Here is a 23,144-nt window from a genome sequence, read left to right on the forward strand (position 1 = left end):
GTTTGTTATTATCTACCATCAGCATAACAGAAATAAAACAATTTGGGTAACAATAAGCACAGAGTGTTTGTGCTGAGCTTATTGTTTATGAAGATGATAAATTAAATAGGTTTTCAGGAATATTTTAATCAGCTTTTAATTTTATATACCAGGCATTCCCTGTTTCTGTACCCTGGGCGCGCAGGTACATAGCAGTTTCGGATATTGTAAGTATTTCGTATTCTTTTAATAAGGCACCGTATCCTATATAAGTATTATTACCGCCTAATGAAATAGCTGTTTTGGTTGATGGCGTTGCCGCATCTATACCAGAACCTGAAGGCACAAAAGAAAAGGAAGAAGTTCCTCCTGAATAATTATAGCAACCTTCATCGCCTGAAGCAGGAATGCCAGGTAATCCTCCGGCAAGTGTACCTGTTTTTGTAAATGCACCATCAGGGCTTGCTACCGTTAATGTAAAAGTGCCGTTAGCTTCAACTTTGGTAAAAGTAAATGAAGCAGTATAAAAACAATTGCAACATCCTACTTTTTCATTTACGGAAGCAGACCACCACTCAGGCGTAACCGAAGTAGTACTCCATGGGCCAACACCAAAATGTCCTGCTATACTTTTATCTACTCTCCAGGTTTTAGAGCCTGTACCAACCAGGTCGTTTACAATAGTTTCATCGGGAGTAAAATCACTTCTTACCTGTATATCCTTGGTAACTGTTGTTGCCGTTGCTCCTGCTCCATAAGCCACTACTGTTATTCTATAAGTATTGGTACCAACAGAAGTATACTTATATGTTATGTTCCCGGTTGGCAGGCTTGTTAAACTGATGCCATCTGTTGCATTATAATCAATTTTATAAGCCAGCACATTTTTACCGGTAAGCGAGATTGTTACATCACCTGAACCATCACCATCCGGATGACTGGCATCCTGACCAAGAATAGCTGTACTGATAACTACATCTGCAGGCGCTGTTAATTCGCCCATTTCATATTGTTTTTTCTGGCAACTGCCAATGAGCAGCATTGTTGCCATTACCCATGCATAATATTTTATATGGCGTATCATACTTTGATTGTTTAATTGGTTAATCTGAAATTGTCAACATATATAACATCGCCGGCCCCATCGGTAGCATCATTGAAACGCAATACCAATTGCCCGAACTTTTCTGATGCAGGTATGCCTGATATTGCACCAAAATCAAAAACTAATTCTTCCCATGCGCCTGAAGTGGTAAAGGCTGTTTTCAGAACAGCTATACCATTGCTTATACTGCTGCCATTTTCCAGCTCAACATTTAATTTTTTACCAACCAGCGATGGGCTTGGATTATATGCGAGCACTTTTATTTTTTTTCCTGCCGACATATCAATAGGGTTATCAAGCGGGCTGTATGTTCCGCTCCAGCCCTGGTTGCCACGCGTAAACTTACCAACCATTGCAGATGTGTTTAAACCGCTGGCACTCGGGTTTGCTACTTTCTGGAACTGTTGCCCGTCGCCAAATGTGCCGAAGAAATAATTAATTGCTGATGATTCAAATGTTATGGGTAAGCCAAAAGCATCGTAAATGGTTACCTCGGTTGTATTTTCGGCAGTTGCTGCGCCACCACTTAAGGCAACTACTTTTACGGTATACGTTCCGGCATTTGCATATTCATGTGATAGTTCAGCACCGGCGGCAAGCGGTGTTCCTGTTTCATTGGCTGCATCACCAAAGTATACCATATAAGATTTTGCATATAGTGCAGCAGCTTTTACTTTTAATACATGCACAGTTGAAGATGTTGTGATCTCTATATTTTCAGGTGCACGATATGTAACCTGCAAAGGATAGGTATTCGTAGTTTCTTCTCCTGAGAGGCTTTTTGCTACAATAGTAACAGTGTATGAACCTTCGGGATATGCATGCGTAACACTATTACCGGGTGATACTACCGCTGATGCGCCTGCTCCTGTGCCTTCTCCAAAATTCACTACAAAGGAAGAAGCGCCTTCGGCAGTAGGTGTAATTTTTACATTGCCTGAATTATCATTGCTGATGTCGAATATACTGTTGGGTTTGGCCGTTTTTGAAGAATTAAGAAAAGACAGATCATCGTCAATTCCCTCAATTTTACTGCACCCTACACCAACAAGCATAAACGTACTTATACTGAATATGATTGGAAATTTTTTCATTGCTTAAAGTTTAAGGTTATTCGTAGTTAGGGTTTTGTACAAGCTTGGTGCCCTGCAGTTCAATAAATGGTATAGGAAATATTTCATTTCTTCCTGCCTGGAAACCTCTGCTCCCTAATACGTTTGCTGCATCTCCCCAGCGCACAAGGTCAAAAAATCTGTGCCCTTCTCCAGCCAACTCTAACCTGCGTTCTTTTTTAATGGCATCCAGCGAAACAGGCACAGACGCAAGCCCTACTCTTGCACGTACTGCATCAAGCAATGCCTGGGCTCTTGTGCCGGTGCCACCCAAGGCTTCAGCTTCCATCAGGTATGTGTCTGCAAGCCTGATGATATAAGTATCCTGCTGATAGTTTAATTCAACGGCGCCGCCACCAGTTCTTACATCTGCTCTTCCGGGTAAAAACTTCTTAAGAAAATATCCTGTATTCTGGTAGCCCGCTATATAATCAGCCTGCCCCGCAGTTTTTAAAGCATTCAAATTAAAAACAGTAGCGTCGCGTCTCGGGTCATTTTTAATAACTTCATAAAAATCGTCCGTAAATACATTAAAGCTCCAACCTGATGGTATATCAGGTGCCGTTGAACCTGCCGGTCTTGAATAACTTCTTGGCCCCACCATTATATTTACAGAGTTGCCTTCGTCAGCTCCACTTCCCCAAAAGCCCCAATCTGCGTTTGACTGGTTGGTATGTACGCATTCAAGAATGGATTCTGAATTGAATTTGTTGGTGAATACCCACAGATCGCTGAATTTATCTAATAAGCGATACCCATATTGGCTTGTTTGACCGGGCGTGCCATTTACTTCCTGGAATTGAGCCGCCGCTTCTCCGTTTTTATTAGCATATAAATATACCTTGCCAAGCATTGCCTGTGCAGCACCTTTGGTTAATCTTCCGGTTTCAGTTGCCAAAGTAACGGTTGCGGGCAATACGCTGATGGCTTCGGATAAGTCCTTTTCAATTTGAGCATAAACATCTGCTACGGGAGCCTGTTCAACCTCATACATATTAGCAGCAGTTAAAGGCTCTGTAGTAAGCGGAATATTTTTAAACATCCTCACCAGGTTAAAATAATAGATGGCGCGTAATGCTTTTGTTTCGGCTTCAAACCTTGCCTTTAAAGCGGCATCCATCTCTGTTTCAGGAAGCTTGGAAAGCAAAATATTTGCCCTGAAAATGCCCTGGTAATGATCATTCCAGAAGCTTGCCGGAACGATATTGGAATTGAGGGTATATTTTGAAAAACCCTGGATGCCTGCTCCATCCGTTTCGCCACCGCCACCGGCATACTGGTCATCTGACCCGGCATTCATCATAGTGATCATGTTTTCAAAACCACCGGAATTTTTACGCAACACATCGTACACACTTATTAAAGCACTGTAAGCCTGGTTGCTGTTGGAATAATAATTTTCCGTAAGAAATTGCCCTTTAGGTTCAACCGTTACAAAGCTTTTGCCACAGGATGTAACCAGCAGCAGCGCAGTTGAAGCAAGAACTAAATAATTTATTTTAATCTTTTTCATACTAATTTTTTTAAGGATTAAAACTGTACCTGTATACCGCCAATAAATGATCTTGCCTGTGGGTACTGTCCTTTATCTATACCAAATACACCGCCGCCAACTTCAGGATCATAACCGGTATAGTTAGTGAGCGTAAGCAGGTTTTCTGCAGTTATATAAACCCTTAGCCTGCTTAACCCGATTTTTGTGAAGAATGGATTATTTGGCAGTGAGTAACCAATCTGTACAATTTTAAGTCTCAGGTAATCTCCTTTTTCAAGATAGAAATCAGACATCTTGCCGAAGTTGCCATTGGGGTCATTGCTTACGAGTCTTGGATATTTGTCAGAGGTTCCTTCGCCAGTCCAGCGGCTCATGGCAATTGTAGGATAATTGCCATTGCCTATATCAAGGCGTCGCAAACCCTGGAAAATTTTATTGCCTGCCGCACCTTGTGCAAAGGCCATAAAATCGAAACCTTTATAATCAAGATTTACAGTTAAGCCGAATGTATACTTCGGAATATTTGATCCGAGAAATGTTTTATCATCTTCATTGATCTGCCCGTCATTATTCATATCAACCCAGCGAAAATCTCCGGGGCGTGCATCAGGTTGAATAGGAATACCTGATGAGTTTTTATAGTCATTGATCTGTGCATCATTCTGAAATATACCTGCTGTTTTATAACCATAAAACGCATTGTAGGATTGCCCAACCTGTATTCTTGTAACATTACCCATCGACTGAAATCCGGCTTCACCTGATATAAAGTCAGCATCAGCCGCTACATAGGTAACTTCATTTTTCAGATAAGCTACGTTACCAAAAGCTGAGAAATTAAAATCACCGAATTTTTTGCGGTAACCTAACTCTACTTCAATACCGCTATTTTCCATATCCGCTACGTTGCCACTGGGCAGGTTTGATACCCCCACATAACCAGGTATGGTAATAGGACGAAGAATACCGGTTGTTTTCTTTTTATATACATCAACCGTAAGTGATAATGTGTTAAACAATTGCGCTTCAACACCAATATTGGCCTGTGAGGTTTGTTCCCATCTTAAATTTGGATTATCCAGTGTTCTTGGTGCATAACCTGTTGTAATAGCACCGCTATTGCCCACAGAATAATTATAACCGCCTACAACGGTAGAGAGATAACCAAAATCTCCAATGGCATCGTTACCTACAACACCATAGCCCCCTCTTATTTTTAATGAACTGATAATGTCGTTTGCCTGCCAGAAATCTTCTTTGTCAATTACCCAGCCGGCAGAGAATGAAGGAAATATTCCGAACTTATTATTCAAGCCAAAGCGGGATGAACCATCGCGCCTTAATATACCGGTAAAGAGATATTTGTCTTTATAACCATAGTTCACACGTCCGAATAATGAGGTGAGTTTATGTTGTATGGCATCGTAAGAACCTGAATTCCGGTTCGCCTGGGGAATATCAAAACTAAAAGAGGCATCTTTATAGCTGCTTATAGGTAAATTAAAAAGCGTTAGTGATGAACCGCCACCAATACTCTCTACATAAGATCCCTGTCCGAGTAAAACAGTAAAGTTATGTTCGCCTAAATGCTTCGTATATGTAATGGTGTTTTCTATATTCCAGTTAAACACTTTGTTCTCACTTTTGCCATAACTGTTTTGATTGGTACTGTTGGTAGCGCTGAGATAAAATAAAGGCGTAAACCCAACGCCGCCCCAATAGGCCAGCTTTGCGCCCATTGTTGATCTTACTTTCAAATCCTTTGTGATAGCAGCTTCCAGGTAGGCATTGCCCACAATATCATCAGACCAGCTATAATTACCCATTCTTGTTTGTATATAAGCAAGAGGATTGGTCATTTCCTGTCCCACAATGGAAGATATGCCATAAGGATTACCATTTGCGTCGCGGATCACAGGGTTGGAATTATATGGCGGTGCACTTGCTGCTGTTGGGTCAGTAACAACCAGGGGTGTGATGGGATCGAGGTTGATTGCAGAACTTAAGGGCCCTCCAAATTCACTGTTTGTATTGCCAAGTCCAATACCCTTTTGGTGACTATAACCCAATGTTTGTCCAAAAGTGAAAACAGAAGATATTTTGTGCGTTGAGTTAAGGCGGATATTCTTTCTTGAATATTTAGAAATATCTGTTGCAACAATACCATCCTGGTTAAGAATACCGGCTGAAACAAAATAAGTTGATCTGTCGTTACCGCCGCTCAGACTTATTTCATTTGAAGAACGTGGCGCTTTGTTATTAAATATAGCTTTCTGCCAATCAGTCCCTTTACCTAAAGACGCCACATCAGTAAACATTATGTCTCCGCCACCTGCTACAGATCTTTCATTAAGTAATGTAGCATACTGGGTGGCATTAAGCAGATTCAGCACTTTGGCTGGTGCTGACTGACCGTAAAATCCGTTATAAGCAACCGTCATCTTGCCTGCCTTACCTTTTTTTGTAGTTACAAGAATAACTCCCGTTGCAGCACGTGTACCATATATGGCTGCGGAAGCCGCATCTTTCAATACTTCTATTGATTCGATATCCGATTGATTAAGATACCCGATACCGCCGGCATCTACCACCACGCCGTCAACTACCCAGAGTGGGTTGTTTCCACCATCGCCAAATGTAGTAACGCCTCTTACACGAATGGTTGAATTTGAACCCGGCTGACCGGAGTTTTGCAAAATAGTTACGCCTGAAACGCGACCCTGCAAAGATTGTTCAATCCTCCCGTTGGGAACGTTTTCAAGATCTTTTGCTTTTACACTTGAAATAGAGCCGGTAACTACCTTTTTCTTTTGCGTACCATATCCAACTACTACCACTTCTTCAAGATTGGCGTTAGCCATCTTTTCAAGCGTCACATTTATAATATCGCCGGTAATTGTTACTTCTTTGGAGCCAAAACCTACCGAACTAACAATAAGTATTTTGGCTGAAGCAGGTACAGAAAGTGTAAATACTCCTGTTTCGTTGGTAGTGGTTCCGGTTTTTGAACCCTTAACAATTACCGTTGCTCCTGCAATGGGTTCACTTAATTCATCTGTGATTTTTCCTGTAATAGTTTTGTTCTGTGCCCAGGAGATGGAGGAGATCAGAACAAGCATAGGGAGCAGCACCCCTTTTCGAAGTCTTTTCATATGCAAGTATTTAGTTTTAGTGCAAAGCAAATGTAAACAGCTCTTGCTCCTAAAAAGCAGCAGATACTACATCAAAACTACATCATCAAATATTAATCAATTGATTATCAATATTTACAAAATACATCATCCTTACATCTCCTGAAATTTTTAGATTTACAGCGTGAAAGTTTTTCTTCTGTCTCTCGCCATACTGTTGCTCAGCATTAATGTTGCAGCCCAAAACACTATCGGGCTGCCACTTGTTGCAAATTTTAATAATACCATTTATAAAGGCGGTACGCAAACATGGGATATTAAGCAGGATAAATCCGGCAGGATGTATTTTGCCAACAATGAAGGTTTGCTTATATATGACGGCAGTTACTGGAAGACCTACGCACAACCTAATAAAACTATTTTACGATCAGTTGCACTGGATGGTGAAAGAATTTATGCAGGCGGCCAGGATGAAATAGGATATTTTGCACCGGATGAGCATGGTGTATTACGATACACTTCGCTAATTCCCTTATTACCAAAGGGACAGGAAAAATTTACCGATGTTTGGGAAGTTGAGATTTTTAAAGGCTCCGTTTTTTTTCGTACCTGGAACTGGATTTTTGAATATAAAGGCAATGCCATTTACGGGCATAGCGCGCTCAGCGGCTGGCATATACTAAAAAAAATAGGCGACAGGTTGATAGCGCAGGACAAGAAAAACGGCATATTTGAATTTACTGGTGGAAAATGGCAGCCATTGCTTAAAGATGCTGAAACTCCTGCTTTCGAAATTACCGGGATGGCATCATTGGGAGAAGATAGTCTTTTGATAAGCACCCTGGGAGATGGGTTATATACATATTATAAAGGCAGGCTTACCCGAAAAATGACTTCACTTGACGGTGAGTTTATTAAAAGCCATATTTATTGCTTTGAACGGATAAATAATAATGAATTTGTAGCAGGCACTACCTCACAAGGCTGTGTAATACTGAATGCTGCAGGAGCGGTAGTGCAAAAAATAACCAGGGCTGAAGGGCTCCAGAATAATAATGTGCTTTGTGCTTTTATCGACAGGCAGCAAAATTTATGGCTCGGTCTTGATAATGGGATTAGTTTTATAGGTTATAACGCTCCCATTAAATACATAAAACCACAGGCGCCGGAAGAATTATCGGGTTATTCCATAAAGATCTTTAATGATCAATTGTATATAGGTACATCAGATGGTGCTTATGTAGCACCCCTTTCTGTAACAGCCAGGGACCTAAGTTTTTCAAAAGGCATTTTTCAGAAGATTGAAAACAGCAATGGTCAGGTTTGGCGTTTTGATGAAGTAAACGGACAGTTACTGATGGGACATCACAACGGAAGTTTCCTTATCAGTAAAAACAAGGCAAAAAAAATTACAGGAGAAAGCGGATCCTGGCTTTTTATGCCTTTGTCATCTATATATCCTTCGCAAAACGTATTGGTTGGAACCTATGCGGGGTTAACCATGCTGGATTTTAAGCATAATGATTTCGTTAATGCAGGAGAAATAAAAGGGATGTATGAGTCACTCAGGTTTTTAGCTATAGATAACAGCAATGTGATCTGGGCATCGCACCCCTATCGTGGTATATACAAAATCATATTGTCGCCTGATAAAAAATCATTCACTTATTCATTATATACAGAAAAGGAAGGCCTGCCATCTACATTCAGGAATAATGTTTTCAGGGTTAAGAACAATATTGTGTTTGCAACAGAAAAAGGCATTTATGAGTTTGATGAGCAACAGAACAGGTTTGTGAAATCTCATTTGCTGTATAACCTTTTTGGAGAGCTCACCATACAATACCTCAATGAAGATGAAGACGGAAATATCTGGTTTTGTTCAGGAAAGAAAATGGGGGTGGTAAGCTATAAAAATGAACGCCCGCAGCTTATATATTTTCAGGAGCTTGAAGGAAAAATACTTTCGGGTTTTGAAAGTATATATCCATACAACAGCGAAAATATATTTATTGCTTCCAACACCGGTATTGTTCATCTTAATTATAAAAAATATATAGCTAGCAACGTAGTTCCTAATATTTTGATCACCCAAGTTAAACTAACGAGCAAGAAAGACAGTGTAATTTATAATGGCTTTTTTAATGCATCGGTAGATTCCTTTAATACAAATAAAGAAAACAAACTCCTGCATTTTAATGATGCGGACAATTCATTTCATTTTGAGTTTAGCTCTCCGGCTTACGGACTATCCAATAATATATCATACAGTTACCAGCTAAAGGGATATGATCAGCAATGGTCAATACCCACTTTTAAAACAGAAAAGGATTATACTAATTTACCGGAAGGCAGTTATACTTTTAAAGTTAAAGCGCTCGATAATTTTGGCAATCAATCATCTGAAGTAAGTTATAGTTTTGTGATTAACCACCCCTGGTATAAAACGCCCTGGACCTATGCTGCATATGTTTTACTGTTGGTTGGACTGGGGTATACAGGATATAAATGGCAACAGCGGCAGCTCGACAGGCAATTGCAAAAATTTGAAGAAGAGCAAAAAAGATTAAGATATATTCATCAGCTTGAAGTTGAAAAAAATGAGAAAGAAATTATAAAGCTTCAGAATGAAAAACTTATTAATGAAGTAATTTATAAGAATAAAGAGCTGGCAGATGTAAGTCTTCACCTCGTAGAAAGAACAGATGCCCTGGTAAAAGTAAAAGATGAATTACAAAGATTGCAAAAGAAAACAGGGGGAAGCCTTGATGTAAAACGTGTAATTCAATTGGTAGATGAAATTGAAAAGAACGATGCTAACTGGGAGCAGTTTGCCGTGCATTTTGATGAGATCAATAATGATTTTATAAAAAAGCTTAAAAAGCGGTTTCCGCTTCTTACCAGTACAGATTTAAAAGTGTGCGCTTACCTGCAATTAAAACTGGCTTCAAAAGAAATTGCACAACTGATGAATATCTCCGTAAGAGGCGTTGAGATAAGCAGGTACCGGTTAAGAAAAAAATTACAGATACCTGCCAAGCAAACTTTGAATGATTTTTTGAATGATATTCATCAAAAGGGTGAGCCCGGATAGGAAATGGTTTCTCCCCTTTTATTCCTGCCGGGGCTTCCAACAATGCTTGTACTTCCCCGGGCATAAATCATCGCGTTGCAGGGGTTGGTTTCATCAAGTTGTTTTATAATTTGCCCAAACGACATTCTTTCGCCTTCGCAATACACAACTGTATATGTCTGTTTTGTAGTTCGGGTTGTTTCTTCCTCCGGCATAATTACGCTGAAACCAGCATCCTTCACAATGCTTTCTGCATTTGCAATTGTTTCGGGTGAACCGGTTAATACCAGGGGACCGGCAGTATGAAGTAATCCGTTTTGTTTCCCCGGAAATATTAATCGTTTAATAACCAGAATTATTTTGCTTATTATTTTATTGATAATACTTAAAAGGTATCTGAGTAAAATGGCGGCGTTAATCATAAAACGGTAAATGGCTCCTTTACTTCCTTTATAATGTTTACTTACAAAAATGCTCATCGCTTTATAAAAAGTGTACACATAGCGAAAGCTTTCTTTTTGCGTGCTTTCGCCTTTAAAATGTATAATGCTTACTTCCGGCAAATAATAATTTTTAAAGCCGGCTTGTTGTATCCGGTAACTCAGATCTATATCTTCACCATACATAAAAAATACTTCATCAAAACTTCCCGTTATATCAAGCACATTTTTTTTGATCATCATAAACGCGCCAGGTAGTATATCAACTGCACTGGTTTGATATTCTCCAATATTGGTGAGATAATATTTTGCAAAAAAAGCCGATCTTGGAAATAAAGAAGATAGCCCTGTGAGCTTAAAAAAAGTTGTTGTTAATGAAGGTTTCCCTCTTTTGCTTTCTTTTAAAAAATTGCCGGAGCCATCCAGCATGCGCACGCCCAATGCACCTGCATCAGTGTGGTTATCTAAAAATTGAATGCATTTTTCAAGACTGTCTTCCGGGAGAATAGTATCGGGGTTTAAAAATAAAATATGTGTTCCCTGCGATAGTTGCAGTCCATAGTTACAAGCCTTTGCAAAGCCAAGATTTTCTTTTATAACATGGTATCCTGCTCTAGGGAACTTTCGTTGAATGTACGCTGTGCTTCCATCTGTTGAATTATTATCAACCACAATAACCTCCATATCAATATTGCTACCCGCTTTATATACTGAAAGGAGGCATTGCTCAAGAAAATACTTTACGTTATAGTTAACAATAATTACCGATAGCACCATTGAGAATATAATTGCTGCAAAATAGTGTTTGAAGGTGGATTTAGCGAGGTATTTTTTCAAGTCCCTATCTTTGCGCCATGTTGAAAAATATTTTACTGCAGGCTACGGAAAAAGCCGGTGCTGTCATGCGTGATTCCATAAACACTTCTTTTAAGATCTCCAATAAAGAAGGATTGAATAACCTGGTAACAGAAGTGGATCATGCGTGCGAGAAAGCCATTTTTGAAATTATTCAGAAAAATTATCCTGACCATTTTATCCTCAGCGAGGAATCAGGCGAAATTGTAATGGATTCTTCTTATAAATGGATTATTGATCCCATAGACGGGACTATCAATTTTGCCAATGGTATACCACTTTGCTGTGTAAGTATAGCTGTAGAGCATGAAGGTAAAATGATATTAGGCGCAGTGTATAATCCATTTCTACATGAATTGTTCTTTGCAGAAAAAGGAAAAGGAGCAACGTTGAATGATAACGCCATACACGTCAGCTCAAAAACTGAAGTCGATCATTCCTGCCTGGTTACAGGTTTTCCGTATACCTATCTCGATCAACCCAATGGGCCACTGGTAGTATTTGATAAGCTTATACGTAAGGGTATTCCGGTTCGCCGGCTTGGCTCAGCCGCAATTGACCTTTGCTGGGTGGCAATGGGAAGATTTGATGGTTTTTACGAACACAAGCTGAATGCATGGGATAGTGCCGCCGGATTTTTAATAGTAGAAGAAGCGGGAGGGAAAGTAACTGATTTTGCAGATCATCCGTATTCCCCTTACCAGCCGCATATAGTGGCAACCAATGGAAAAATCCATGCAGACTTGCTTGATTATATTAATGGAAGAAAATAATTTTTTCTCCGGATGAATCCGGAGGCAATCCAATCCGGGGAAATATTCCATTTTCTTTAATTTTATCCTGAATACTCTTTCGCTAACCAACTAAAATATGAAATAATGCCATTCGTAAAAGTACATATCCATTTTGTGTGGAGTACTAAAAACAGGTACCCCTTTTTGGATTCAAAAGATGTGCGTTTTTGGGTATGGAGTCATATGAGGGAAAATGCAAAAGAAAAAGGTATTTTTATAGATTTCATAAATGGTTATTCTGATCATTGTCATTGTTTAGTATCAATGGGAGCAGATCAAACTATCCAAAAAGTAATGCAATTGGTTAAAGGAGAATCTGCATACTGGATAAACAAAAACAATCTGACAAAAGAGGCATTTGAGTGGCAGGATGAATATTTTGCTGTATCTGTTTCCGAATCAATGCTAAACAAAGTAAGAACCTATATCAAATACCAGGAAGAGCATCACGCAAAAAAATCATTTCAGCAGGAATATGATGAATTTATCAGCAAATATGGATTTGAAAAATTTAATGACTAAGGCACTCCTGATAAATCCGGAGGCAATTCAGCACTTGGGGCACAATTCAATATGATATGAATAGAAATGGGCTTTAGCCCATTATATATTTTATATCCATTATATATTTTCCATAGCAACCCATTCATTTTTTATAAATACACAATATGCCATCACGTACAGAAATAGCTTCGCTTGGCGAGTTCGGATTAATAGATCATTTAACCAGAAATAATGAAACCCGTCATGCCTCAACTATAGTAAGTGTTGGCGATGATGCTGCAGTGCTGGATCATTTTGGTAAGCAGATAGTTGTGACAACAGACCTGCTGATTGAGGGAGTACACTTTGACCTTGTATACACCCCGCTCAATCATCTTGGGTATAAAAGTGTGATAGTTAACCTGAGTGATGTGTATGCTATGAATGCCATACCAACACAAATAACCATAAGCATTGGTGTAAGCAACCGTTTCAGCGTGGAGGCGCTTGATGAATTCTACGAAGGCGTTTATGCTGCCTGTGAAAGATATAATGTTGATCTTATTGGTGGAGACACTACAACATCGGCAAAAGGATTTGTAATTAGTATAACTGCTATTGGTGAAGTCGCTCCAGATAAATTTGTTAAACGTGATGGCGCCAAAAAAGGCGATTTAATATGTGTGAGCGGCGACCTGGGGGCTGCATATCTCGGTTTATTATTAATGGAAAGAGAAAAAAAAATATTTTTGGAAAGCCCTGGAGTACAACCCGATCTTGAAGAGCAGGATTATATTTTGCGGAGGCTATTAAAGCCCGAGGCAAGAAAAGATATTATTGATTTTTTTCAAAAAAACAATATTGTACCAACCAGTATGATGGATATCAGCGATGGTTTAAGCAGTGAAATTTTACACATTTGCAAACAAAGTGAAACCGGCTGCGTTCTATATGAGGAAAAGATACCTGTGGCAGATCAATCGCGTGAATTTGCCTTTAAGCTCGGGCTTGATCCTACAGCCTGTGCTTTGAGTGGCGGCGAGGATTATGAACTGCTTTTTACAATAAAGCAGGAGGAATATGATAAGCTGGTACTGAATGAACAAATAAGCGTGATAGGCTATATTACGGAAGCTGCAGAAGGATGTAATATTATAACAAAGTCTGATAAAAAACACCCTGTAACAGCACAAGGATGGAACCCGCTAAAATAATATTGATGTAAGATAATGAGGCAATTCTTTTTCTCAATATTATTGCTGTTAGTCATTTGTTCCAATACAAGTTGTTCTAAAAAACTGTATACACCTTCAAGAAAATTTGCTGCGGACAATTTAAGAAAGGATTATATGATCCTGCGTGAATTACTCGAAAAGTTTCATCCTGCATTATATTGGTACACGCCTAAAGACAGCATGAATTATTTTTTTGACAGATATTATAATTCCATCACCGATTCTATGACCAGGCAGCAATTCGGGTTTTCGGTAATAGCGCCTTTGACCGAAAAAATCCGCTGCGGGCATACCAGTTTCAGCTATCCTTCTGCTTATAGCAGGCAAATAAGGGAGCATCCTCACCTATCGATTCCGCTTTATATGAAAATATGGCAGGATACTATGGTTTTAACACTGAATCTTAATAAGAAAGACAGCATACTTAAACCTGGTACTATCATAACCCGGATTAATGGAATGTCTGAAAAACAGCTTACAGATACCATGTTCCGGTTTATGCCTTCTGATGGTTATTCTGAAAATGTAAATTATATAAGATTAAGCGGAGCTTTTCCTTATTACCATCGTAATATCATAGGCTTATCATCAACCTATGAAGTACAATATATTGATAGCGCCGGTATAGAGCAAACAACTATGATACCTGTATATGATCCCTCTACAGATAGTATTTCAAAAAGAATAGTGCAGGCCCGTACCAGGCAGGTTGATCCAAAACACAAGCCTCAAAAGTGGGAAAACATACGTTCTTTTACACGGGATACTGCAAATCAGTATGCTGTAATGACGCTTAATAGTTTTACCGGCGGAAGATTACCATCCTTTTTTAAAAGAAGCTTCAGGCAATTAAGAAAAAATAAAATCCCTAATCTTATTATTGATATCAGGAATAATGGCGGCGGCAATGTAAGTAACTATACCGCTCTTACAAAATACGTAAGAGATACAGACTTTAAAGTTTGTGACACGATGATTACTAACACAAACGGGCTCGGTAAACATAAAAAGTATTTTAAAGAGGGTTTACTGAATTCGCTGATATTGTTATTTGTTTCCAAAAAAGGAGATGACGGTGAATATCATTTCCGGTATTGGGAGAAGCATACCTTTCATCCCCGCATAAAAAACCATTATAAAGGACAGGTATATATTTTAATCAGCGGACCTACCTTTTCAGCATCAACATTGTTTGCCCATGCTGTTAAGGGTCAGCAGAATGTTACCCTGTTAGGTGAAGAGGCCGGGGGAGGCGCATATGGCAACAGTGGTATACGCATCCCGGATGTAGTACTTCCGTATACAAAAATGAAAGTAAGACTTCCATTATTCAGGATAGTTCAGTATCAGCATGGAGCAAAAGACGGCAGGGGTGTAATGCCCGATGTTTTTATACCGCCAACAGTAGAAAATATTCGAAATAATGTAGATGGCAAAATGAAAAAAGTGCTGGAAATAATCAATAATAATATAAACAGGCAATAAAGATTATTGCTTCAGAGCTATTCTATATCTTTTTATCTCTCACTTTGCGATTCCGGCAATGCCAGGCAAGCTCACGCTTGGTTATAGTTTATGACTGAACGTACATGGAAAACATAAAAAATGCATCATTGTTTCATTTTTTAAATTAACTTCGTCTTTCAATTTGAAAAGTGACGCGGCAGAAACAAAAATATCGTTTTTATACAGCACTCTTTTTGTTGCTGAGCTTTGCTGCTACCCAACTGCCTTTTGAACTTTTCCACACGCATAATACAGGTATTGCATGTATTGAAAAAGAAAGCAAGGATGGCTTTTGCCACCACAAGTCGCATTTGGGAAACCAGGAGCGTTTTTGCTGGGCATGTACGATACAGGTAGAGAAAGTTTTTGATCTGCCGGAATATACACAGCAGTACAGTATAACAGGGAATCAATGCCATACGATTCCTTACCGGTTGGAACTTCATCATACTGAAAATTTTCATGTTTTTTTAAGGGGCCCGCCTTCGCTTGCATAGAAATGTTGATACAGGCGGGATGGTAATTTGCCATCCCCTTCTTTATACTCATACCACAAATGATGATTGCTGCTTGCCGCTTCAGGCAACTATCAATTTACATTAAACAATTATTACATTGAAACATTACTATAGTTTATCGCTGTTTGCGATACTGGCTTTTTTAATGCCGTCTTTTATTTTTGCCAATACAGATGCATCGGGCATTGATGCTAAAGTGTCCATATCAGGTAAAGTTACTGATGCGCTTACCGGCGAACCGATACAGGGCGCTTCCCTATATTTTGCAGATGCCAAAACCGGTGCTGTGACCAACAGCAAAGGCGAGTATCTTATCAGGAGCATATCTTCTGGCTCATACCTTTTAGAAGTTTCATCAGTTGGCTATAACAGTATAACAGAACATATAATACTCAACGGAGATTTGCAGAAGGATTTTGCATTATCTCCTGCTGTCCGGGAAAATGAAGGTATAACCGTAACAGGTGTATCAACGGCTACCAAATTAAAGAGAACACCTACACCGGTTGATATCATCAGCAGAACAGAACTTACGCAGGCAACATCCACCAATCTTATTGATGCCATCAGCAAAACACCGGGTGTTGCCCAGTTAACAACAGGTCCGTCTATATCAAAACCAATGATACGGGGTTTGGGATATAACCGGGTTGTAATATTGAATGATGGTATACGGCAGGAAGGCCAGCAATGGGGCGATGAGCATGGTATTGAAATTGATGAATACAGTGTAAGCAAAGTGGAGGTTCTGAAAGGCCCTGCTTCGCTTATATATGGCAGTGATGCGATGGCAGGCGTGATCAATATTTTAACCAACGTTCCTGTGCCCGAAGGAACCATCAGGGGTAATATCATCAGTAATTATCAAACCAATAATCACCTGCGCGGTGTTGGCGCAAACCTGGCTGGCAATAAAAATGGTTTTAACTGGAATGTATACGGCTCTTACAAAGGCGCTGAAGATTATAAAAATAAATATGACGGACGTGTATTGAATTCAAAATTCAATGAAAAGAATTTCGGCGGATATATTGGGTATAACGGCTCATGGGGCTACAGCCATATTATAGTGAGCAGCTTTGATCAGAAACCAGGTCTGATAGAAGGAGAAAGAGATGAGATTACAGGGCAATTTATAAAGCCCGTTGAGGTAAATGGCGAGGCAGAAGAAGCTATAGCCGGAAAAGATGATTTTAAAGGAACAAAGCCAGGCATTCCATATCAGCATATACAGCACTTTAAAGTAGCGCTGGATAACAGGGTTAACATAGGCGAGGGAAAACTGGATATTCATATTGGCTACCAGGATAATAAAAGAAAGGAATTTGGAGATATACTTGAACCAACAACACCGGAATTATTTTTTGACCTGAATACATTTACCTACAACCTGCAGTTTCATTTGCCGGATATTAACGACTGGAAAACAACCATCGGGGTTAATGGTATGCAGCAAAGCAATAAAAACAAGGCGGAAGAAGTGCTGATACCTGAATACAACCTTTTTGATGCAGGTATATTTGTGTATGCTCAAAAAAATTTCAACAGGTTTACTTTAAGCGGTGGGCTGCGTTTAGACAACAGAAACCTTAATTCGAAAGCTTTCTCAGAAAACGGAGAATCAAAATTTGAAGGCTTTGAGAAATCTTTCAGCAATATTTCCGGTAGTGCCGGTATAAGTTATGAGGCTACCAAAACGCTTACACTAAAACTTAATATTGCCAGGGGTTTCAGGGCTCCTGCCATAGCGGAATTGGCATCTAACGGAACACACGAGGGAACAAACAGGTATGAATATGGTGATAACAATCTGAAATCTGAAACCAGCCTGCAGTTTGATGGAAGTATTGATTTTGACAATGAGCACCTGTCTGTCAGCGCTACCGGTTTTTTAAACAATATCAACAACTTTATTTTTTACAGGAAGCTGGAAAGTGTACATGGCGGCGACTCGCTGGTGAATGCAGATGGAGAAGATATTACAGCGTTTAAATTCAGCCAGGCAAAAGCAACATTGTATGGTGTGGAACTGAATGTTGATATACATCCGCACCCATTAGACTGGCTGCATTTTGAAAATACTTTTTCTTATGTAAGGGGAGTTTTTGATCAGCCCATTGAAGGCGTAAGAAATATTCCGTTTATACCCGCTGCAAGGCTGATAACACAACTGAGGGGAGAATTTTTAAAGAAAGGAAAAACAATACGCAATCTTGCTTTAAGCGCGGAGCTGGATAATACCTTTAAGCAAAATCATGCTTTTACTACCTATAATACGGAAACACCCACCACAGGTTATGCTTTGCTGAATGCTGGTATAAGCGCTGACATATCCGGAAAAAACAAAACGCTTTTTACAATAATTCTTACTGGCAATAATTTAACCGATGTAGCTTATCAAAACCATTTAAGCAGGTTAAAGTATACTGCTGAAAATAATGCTACGGGCAGAATGGGGGTATTTAATATGGGCAGGAATTTTAGTGTGAAGGTGAATATACCATTGCAGTTTTAAGAGCCTCAGGCGACAGGGGTCCGAACCTTCCAAAGGTTCGAACCCCTAATTATTTACCGCTGCTAACCTTACAGGTTTTTTGACATACACTCAACCGGCATTGCTTTAAATACTTATTTTGCGGGTTATTAATAATTAATATATCCAGCTATGAAAATAAGCGGCTTTAGTATGGTGAGAAATGCCACCAAGCTTTATTACCCTGTTAAAGCATCTGTTCAATCGATTCTGCCATTGGTAGATGAGTTTGTAATAGCCCTTGGCAATTGTGACGAGGATGATTTTACATTACAGGAGATTGAGAGCATAGGGTCAGATAAGATAAAGATCATTCATACCGAATGGGATACAAAGGCATATCCTAACGGTACTGAATATGCCCACCAAACAGATATTGCCAAAAATGCATGCAGCGGAGACTGGCTTTTTTATCTTCAAAGCGATGAAGTGATACACGAAGATTCCCTGCCTGTAATAAAAGAGCGTTGTGAGACTTTATTTAATGATACAGAAGTGGAAGGGCTCATATTTGATTACCTGCATTTTTGGGGAGATTACCAACATTATATAAAGTCACATGCATGGTATGCAAAAGAGATCAGGATTATCCGTAATAACCCCGGTATTCATTCCTGGAGGGACGCGCAATCATTCAGAAGGATACCAGGTTTTAACAATAAGGATTATGATCAGAAAGAGAATACGTACAAGCTGAATGTAGCTAATGCAGGCGCACCTGTTTTTCATTATGGGTGGGTACGGCCACCGCAGATGATGCAGAAAAAATATTCATCTTTTGTTTCTGACTATAAAGGAAAAGAAAACGCTCATCTGTTCATGAAATATAAAGTTCCTGAATTTGATTATGGGAACTTAGATGCGCTGAATTTTTTTAAGGGAACACATCCTGCTGTAATGCAATCAATGATAGCTAAGTTTAACTGGCAGGAAAATCTTGATAATGCAAAGCATAATGAGAACAGGGTAATCCATAAACATGAAAAATGGAAAAACAGGATGCTTACTTTTATTGAAGAAAATATATTAGGAGGAGAGAAAATATTTACTTTTAAAAATTATAACCTGCTTAAAAAATAAGTAATACGGCGTAACAATTCGCTATACCTGCTTAATGAATTGCTGCGAAACATAACGCATGGTTATTTTCCATTTGCTTTCAAATGATATTAAATTTTTAGCATCGGAAAACACCCGCGGTTTCTTTCGCGATTTCAGCGTAAGTCTTCCAAAATGGTGTATATATACGCCTGATATAATACTTAGCACTTTCAGGTCGCCAAACTCCTCGTTTCTTTTTCTGCTTCGCATATACAAATCAAAATCAGCATCCTGCATTCTTTCATCCCAATATCCGGCTTTTTCAAGCCCGGACCTGTTCATTGCAATTACAGAACCGGAAAATCCTTCGCTCATCTGGTATGCATATTTTTTGAACATGTTTTCGCAAAAAGATTTCCAGTTCCGGTATCTTAACTTAAACATCATCCACAATGCCGTTTCTGAGCTCCCTAATAACCGGAGTATAGGATATTTTATACGGTTCCATGTTCTGCCCTGTGTTTTTGTTTCTTTCAAATTACCGCATCTGTCAGGAGATGCAAAGCTTACTACATCGTAATTGTCTTTTCCAAGCACATTCAATAAATGCATATCCCAGCCCGGGGAAACAATAATATCATTGTTGAAAAATAAAAAAATATCGTACCCTGCTTTTTTTATACCCTGGTTTTGACAGTAAGGATAACTGTAGTTGCCCTCATTTGCTATAACAATGGCCCCGTTTTCCTCAAAGAATTCCCTGCTGCCATCTGTAGAATTATTATCAATAATGATCAGCTCAAAGGTGTTATGGGTATATTCCTTTAAGGTTTTAAGAAAGATTTTATTCATGGCCAGTTGGTTATGAACGGCTGTAATAATACTCAGCATGTTTTATTAATGGCTTGAGGTGAATTAAAAAGGGAGATACGATTTTTGCTGCAAATTAATATCTATTGCTGTATCATTTAATGTAAGATATTCCCATGTTTTACAACCCGGTCAATAGTTGGTTCCTCTATCTCAAAACGACCCGATGTTTTTGCGGCGTTAATAAGTACAGGTATGTGAGTGTTGAAGTATTTCAGTGTATTATCTGCACCGGTTTCAATTGGATGAGTATGCACAAAAGCAAATCCTGAAAAGAGAAATGATATAATACCGGCTATAATTAATTTCTTTATCAGAAAAATACTTTTAGCTGTGTATGGTACTAAAAAGAGCACTAAAAGATACAATAAAACCTTCAAAAGACCCCCTGGTGTTGTACTTTTGCGATCAGCTAAAAGATAATCAGCCTGCCATACTGCAGGCATAAAAACTGTTGCAATGAAAACATTGTCTCTTTCATTTCAAAGTCAAATACTCATCATCACTATTAATCGTACGGATAAGCTCAATGCGCTGAATAAACAGGTAATTGAAGAGTTGAGCGCAGCGATTGATGATGTATACAATAACCCTGACATTAAATCGGCTGTCATCACCGGCAGCGGTGAAAAGGCTTTTGTTGCAGGTGCAGATATCAGTGAGTTTACGGCACTTGATGCAAATGGTGGCAAAGCGCTTGCGCAAAAAGGACAGGAGAATGTTTTCAATAAAATTGAAAATTCGCCCAAACCTGTTATTGCGGCAGTAAACGGCTTTGCATTAGGTGGTGGTTGTGAACTCGCAATGGCATGTCATTTCAGGGTAGCAGGCAATAATGCAAAATTCGGGCAACCGGAAGTAAACCTGGGATTGATACCCGGATACGGTGGCACACAAAGGCTCACGCAACTGGCAGGTAAAGGCAGGGCAATGGAAATGATATTATCAGGCAACCTGATTGATGCCCATACTGCTTTGCAGTATGGACTGGTTAATTATGTGGTTGCTCCCGAAGAACTGCTCAAGAAAGCCATTGGCATATTAGAGATCATTAACAGCAAAGCGCCGCTTGCAGTTGCTGGCGCAATTAAAGCGGTAAATGCAGTATTTGATGAGCAGCTTGATGGATATGGTATTGAAATAGATACTTTTGGCGAATTGTTTAACACAGAAGATGCCAAAGAAGGCGCCGCTGCATTTATGGAAAAAAGAAAGCCTGCTTTTAGAGGAAGGTAGAGGGAAAGGTGGAAGGTTTGAGGTTTATGGTTTATGGTTTGGGGTTTAGGGTGAAGGAGTGGCTTAATTGCCTTCACTTCTTAATGGTTTAAATATTGTTTTTTCCTGGTAGCGGCAATTGATTTAACAGCATATTATTCATACAATACATTTATCTTAAATAACGATTATGGATTACAGAATAGAAAAAGATACGATGGGAGAGGTGAGAGTTCCCGTTGATGCTTATTACGGAGCGCAAACACAACGCAGTGTTGACAACTTTAAAATTGCGCAGGACATAAACCGCATGCCTAAGGAAATTATCCGCGCATTTGCTTATCTGAAAAAAGCGGCTGCCCTCACTAATTTTGAAGCCGGCGTTTTACCTAAAGAAAAGTCCGATTTGATCGGGAAAGTATGTGATGAAATTCTTGCCGGCAAATTAGATGATTATTTTCCTTTGGTAGTTTGGCAAACCGGCAGCGGCACACAAAGCAATATGAATGTAAATGAGGTCGTGGCATACCGTGGTCATGTATTAAATGGCGGCAGCTTAACAGATAAAGAAAAATTTCTTCATCCCAATGACGATGTAAATAAATCACAATCCAGCAACGATACTTTTCCCACTGCCATGCATATAGCAGCATATAAAATTCTGCTTGAAGTTACTATACCCGGTATAGAAAAGCTGCGCAATACACTGGCAGAAAAAAGTAAACAATTCATGCATGTAGTAAAAATTGGCCGTACGCATTTTATGGATGCAACGCCACTTACTGTCGGGCAGGAGTTCAGTGGTTATGTGTCCCAGCTTGATCATGGCATTAAGGCAATCAAAAACACATTGCCCCATTTAAGCGAACTGGCACTGGGAGGAACTGCCGTGGGAACAGGTATTAATACGCCTAAAGGCTATTCCGAAAATGTGGCAAAGCATATCGCATCACTTACAGGATTGCCGTTTATAACCGCTGCCAATAAATTTGAAGCACTGGCTGCGCATGATGCTATTGTTGAATCGCACGGGGCTTTAAAAACCGTTGCGGTAAGTTTAATGAAGATAGCGAACGATATACGCATGCTGTCATCCGGCCCACGCAGTGGTATTGGCGAATTATTTATACCCGACAATGAACCAGGCTCTTCTATTATGCCGGGAAAAGTAAACCCTACACAATGCGAGGCATTAACCATGATAGCCGCACAGGTATTAGGGAATGATGTGGCAATTAATATTGGCGGTGCTACCGGTCATTTTGAATTGAATGTATTTAAACCGGTGATGATTTATAACTTCCTGCACAGTGCAAGGCTGATAGGAGATGGTTGTGTGAGCTTTAATGATAAATGCGCTGTAGGAATTGAACCTATAGAAGCCAATATTAAAAAGCATGTAGATAATTCTTTAATGCTTGTAACAGCGCTCAATACAAAAATCGGTTATTATAAGGCCGCTGAAATTGCACAGAAAGCACATAAAGAAGGAACGACTTTAAAGGAAATGGCAGTTAAACTTGGCTATGTTACCCCGGAGCAATTTGACGAATGGGTTCAGGCGAAAGATATGGTGGGACAGCTATGAGCAGTCAGCAATCAGCTATTAATTAACACCAGAAAACAAAACACTATGTCTTGTCCTAGCATAAGTAGACAGATTTAAGAACAAAAAAATCTGTAATACCATGACAAGAGATGTCCAAACGGTGATCCGGTATAGTATTAGCTTTAAGCAAAAAGTAGTCAGAGAGTTAGA

General features: G+C 39.4%; 17 protein-coding genes. 10 read left to right on the top strand and 7 right to left on the bottom strand.

Going from position 1 to position 23,144, the window contains the following annotated elements; translation table 11 throughout:
- Positions 1-124: 124 nt before the first annotated feature.
- Genes DC498_RS21685 through DC498_RS21700 form a run of 4 tightly spaced genes read right to left on the bottom strand, consistent with a single transcriptional unit; the run spans position 125 to position 6,843 of the window.
- Positions 125-1,063 (bottom strand): hypothetical protein, encoded by a 939-nt coding sequence (locus tag DC498_RS21685; RefSeq protein ID WP_116876254.1) that lies wholly within the window; start codon positions 1,061-1,063, stop codon positions 125-127.
- An 11-nt stretch (positions 1,064-1,074) separates the two neighbouring features.
- Complete coding sequence (locus DC498_RS21690; protein WP_116876255.1) at positions 1,075-2,178, bottom strand: PKD domain-containing protein; 1,104 nt, start codon at positions 2,176-2,178, stop codon at positions 1,075-1,077.
- Positions 2,179-2,194: 16 nt separating this feature from the next.
- Positions 2,195-3,709 (bottom strand): RagB/SusD family nutrient uptake outer membrane protein, encoded by a 1,515-nt coding sequence (locus DC498_RS21695; RefSeq protein WP_116876256.1) that lies wholly within the window; start codon positions 3,707-3,709, stop codon positions 2,195-2,197.
- 17 nt (positions 3,710-3,726) lie between these two features.
- Entirely contained in the window at positions 3,727-6,843 is a 3,117-nt protein-coding gene (locus tag DC498_RS21700) for a SusC/RagA family TonB-linked outer membrane protein (protein WP_116876257.1), read from the bottom strand.
- Positions 6,844-7,006: 163 nt separating this feature from the next.
- On the opposite strand from DC498_RS21700, the gene DC498_RS21705 reads away from it, so the two are divergent.
- On the top strand, positions 7,007-9,916 hold the full coding sequence (locus DC498_RS21705) for a triple tyrosine motif-containing protein (protein ID WP_133176937.1): 2,910 nt from the start codon (positions 7,007-7,009) through the stop codon (positions 9,914-9,916).
- Here the strand turns inward: DC498_RS21705 and DC498_RS21710 are convergent.
- Positions 9,895-11,172, bottom strand: a complete 1,278-nt coding sequence (locus DC498_RS21710; protein ID WP_133176938.1) for a glycosyltransferase family 2 protein — start codon at positions 11,170-11,172, stop codon at positions 9,895-9,897. The two genes, DC498_RS21705 and DC498_RS21710, sit on opposite strands and share 22 nt — an antisense overlap.
- Positions 11,173-11,189: 17 nt before the next feature.
- Here DC498_RS21710 and DC498_RS21715 point away from each other — a divergent pair, with 17 nt between their 5' ends.
- The 7 genes from DC498_RS21715 (at position 11,190) to DC498_RS21745 (ending at position 19,339) form a co-directional block, all read left to right on the top strand.
- The gene (locus DC498_RS21715) at positions 11,190-11,963 is read left to right on the top strand and encodes an inositol monophosphatase family protein (RefSeq protein WP_116876260.1); all 774 of its coding nucleotides are present in this window, start codon (positions 11,190-11,192) and stop codon (positions 11,961-11,963) included.
- 105 nt (positions 11,964-12,068) lie between these two features.
- The gene (gene tnpA, locus DC498_RS21720) at positions 12,069-12,506 is read left to right on the top strand and encodes an IS200/IS605 family transposase (protein ID WP_116876261.1); all 438 of its coding nucleotides are present in this window, start codon (positions 12,069-12,071) and stop codon (positions 12,504-12,506) included.
- A gap of 146 nt (positions 12,507-12,652) precedes the next feature.
- A complete protein-coding gene (gene thiL / locus DC498_RS21725) occupies positions 12,653-13,681 on the top strand; it encodes a thiamine-phosphate kinase (protein WP_116876262.1) in 1,029 nt (342 codons plus the stop codon).
- Between the two features lie 135 nt (positions 13,682-13,816).
- Positions 13,817-15,187 carry a S41 family peptidase gene (locus tag DC498_RS21730; RefSeq protein WP_165813924.1) on the top strand — a complete coding sequence of 457 codons (1,371 nt, stop codon included), beginning with the start codon at positions 13,817-13,819 and terminating at the stop codon, positions 15,185-15,187.
- Between the two features lie 170 nt (positions 15,188-15,357).
- Positions 15,358-15,705, top strand: a complete 348-nt coding sequence (locus tag DC498_RS21735; RefSeq protein ID WP_133176939.1) for a hypothetical protein — start codon at positions 15,358-15,360, stop codon at positions 15,703-15,705.
- A gap of 118 nt (positions 15,706-15,823) precedes the next feature.
- The gene (locus DC498_RS21740) at positions 15,824-18,241 is read left to right on the top strand and encodes a TonB-dependent receptor (RefSeq protein WP_240628073.1); all 2,418 of its coding nucleotides are present in this window, start codon (positions 15,824-15,826) and stop codon (positions 18,239-18,241) included.
- A 150-nt stretch (positions 18,242-18,391) separates the two neighbouring features.
- Entirely contained in the window at positions 18,392-19,339 is a 948-nt protein-coding gene (locus tag DC498_RS21745) for a hypothetical protein (protein WP_116876266.1), read from the top strand.
- Between the two features lie 21 nt (positions 19,340-19,360).
- Here the strand turns inward: DC498_RS21745 and DC498_RS21750 are convergent, their stop codons facing one another.
- Together DC498_RS21750 and DC498_RS21755 are read right to left on the bottom strand one after the other, a co-directional pair.
- On the bottom strand, positions 19,361-20,191 hold the full coding sequence (locus DC498_RS21750) for a glycosyltransferase family 2 protein (protein ID WP_116876267.1): 831 nt from the start codon (positions 20,189-20,191) through the stop codon (positions 19,361-19,363).
- A gap of 77 nt (positions 20,192-20,268) precedes the next feature.
- On the bottom strand, positions 20,269-20,616 hold the full coding sequence (locus DC498_RS21755; RefSeq protein ID WP_116876268.1) for a hypothetical protein: 348 nt from the start codon (positions 20,614-20,616) through the stop codon (positions 20,269-20,271).
- A gap of 13 nt (positions 20,617-20,629) precedes the next feature.
- Between DC498_RS21755 and DC498_RS21760 the strand changes: the two genes are divergently transcribed.
- Positions 20,630-21,406, top strand: coding sequence for an enoyl-CoA hydratase/isomerase family protein (locus tag DC498_RS21760; protein ID WP_116876269.1), 777 nt, complete (start codon positions 20,630-20,632; stop codon positions 21,404-21,406).
- Positions 21,407-21,575: 169 nt separating this feature from the next.
- A complete protein-coding gene (gene fumC, locus DC498_RS21765; RefSeq protein WP_116876270.1) occupies positions 21,576-22,973 on the top strand; it encodes a class II fumarate hydratase in 1,398 nt (465 codons plus the stop codon).
- The last annotated feature ends 171 nt before the right edge of the window (positions 22,974-23,144 follow it).

Origin of the sequence: Terrimonas sp. (assembly GCF_003075435.1) — a bacterium.
In the GTDB taxonomy this organism is placed as follows: domain Bacteria; phylum Bacteroidota; class Bacteroidia; order Chitinophagales; family Chitinophagaceae; genus Agriterribacter.